Annotated in this window: 1 protein-coding gene and 1 pseudogene; both read left to right on the forward strand. The window is 55.2% G+C overall.

Features of this window, described 5'->3' with window-relative positions:
- Window positions 1–165: pseudogene (locus BMY49_RS17360) on the forward strand (FAD-binding protein); the annotation flags it as partial.
- Window positions 166–381: 216 nt separating this feature from the next.
- Entirely contained in the window at window positions 382–993 is a 612-nt protein-coding gene (locus BMY49_RS17110; RefSeq protein ID WP_044630796.1) for a superoxide dismutase, read from the forward strand.
- The last annotated feature ends 165 nt before the right edge of the window (window positions 994–1,158 follow it).

Here is a 1,158-nt window from a genome sequence, read left to right on the forward strand (position 1 = left end):
GCGGTGGGTATTTCAGGTGCGATTCAGCACTTGGCGGGCATGAAAGACTCCAAGGTGATCGTCGCCATCAACAAAGACGACGAAGCGCCGATCTTTCAGGTCGCCGACTATGGCCTAGTGGGGGATCTGTTCGAGATTCTGCCAGAGCTGGAAAGCAAGCTGTAAGTCATTGAACTTGCTACCTGTCAAAAGCCGACTTCGCCAGAAGTCGGCTTTTTTATTGCGGGCGGGTTCGATAAACTGACAATAGTTGACTAAGGTGCTGGGACAAAGATTTGCCGCCGATGGTAAAAAAATTGCCGGGGCGGTGGTTGAAAAGGGTGGAGTAAGACCACACCTAATGTAGTGAACGCAACAGAAGCCACTCAAGGAGAAGATAGCATGGCACATACCCTTCCTGAACTGCCGTACGCTTACGATGCTCTCGAGCCGAACATCGACGCGATGACGATGGAAATTCACCACTCTCGCCACCACAACACCTACGTCACCAACCTGAACGGTGCGCTGGAAGGTACTGGTCTAGAAGATGTTCCGGTGGAAGAGCTGGTGGCGAACTTGGATCGCGTACCCGAAGAGAAGCGCCAAGCTGTTATCAACAACGGTGGCGGCCACGCTAATCACTCCATGTTTTGGCAAATGATGTCACCCAACGGTGGCGGACAGCCGCATGGCGACGTGGCTAAAGCCATCGACGCAGAGCTGGGCGGTTTTGATGCGTTCAAAGACGCCTTCAAAAAAGCCGCGCTGGGCCGTTTCGGCAGCGGCTGGGCGTGGTTGTCCGTCACGCCTGAGAAAAAGCTGGTCGTCGAAAATACCCTCAACCAAGATAGCCCGTTGATGCACGGCAACACGCCCGTACTCGGTCTGGATGTTTGGGAGCACGCTTACTACCTGAAGTTCCAGAACAAGCGTCCAGACTACGTGGATGCTTTCTTCAACGTGGTGAACTGGGAAGATGTCGAGCGCCGTTACCAAGCCGCCATCGCCTAATACTCACGCCCTGTGAGGGCGGTGTCAGCTACTGACACCGCTGGAAAACCGCTCCCTATCAGGGAGCGGTTTTTTTTGTGGTGCGCCAGGCATGGCGCGCAGCGCCAATTAGGCGCTATCCGGTCCGCCGTGGTGGTTGGCCGGATGACTTGGGGGTGAAAGTCC

Origin of the sequence: Vreelandella aquamarina, assembly GCF_900110265.1 — a bacterium.
Lineage (GTDB): Bacteria > Pseudomonadota > Gammaproteobacteria > Pseudomonadales > Halomonadaceae > Vreelandella > Vreelandella aquamarina.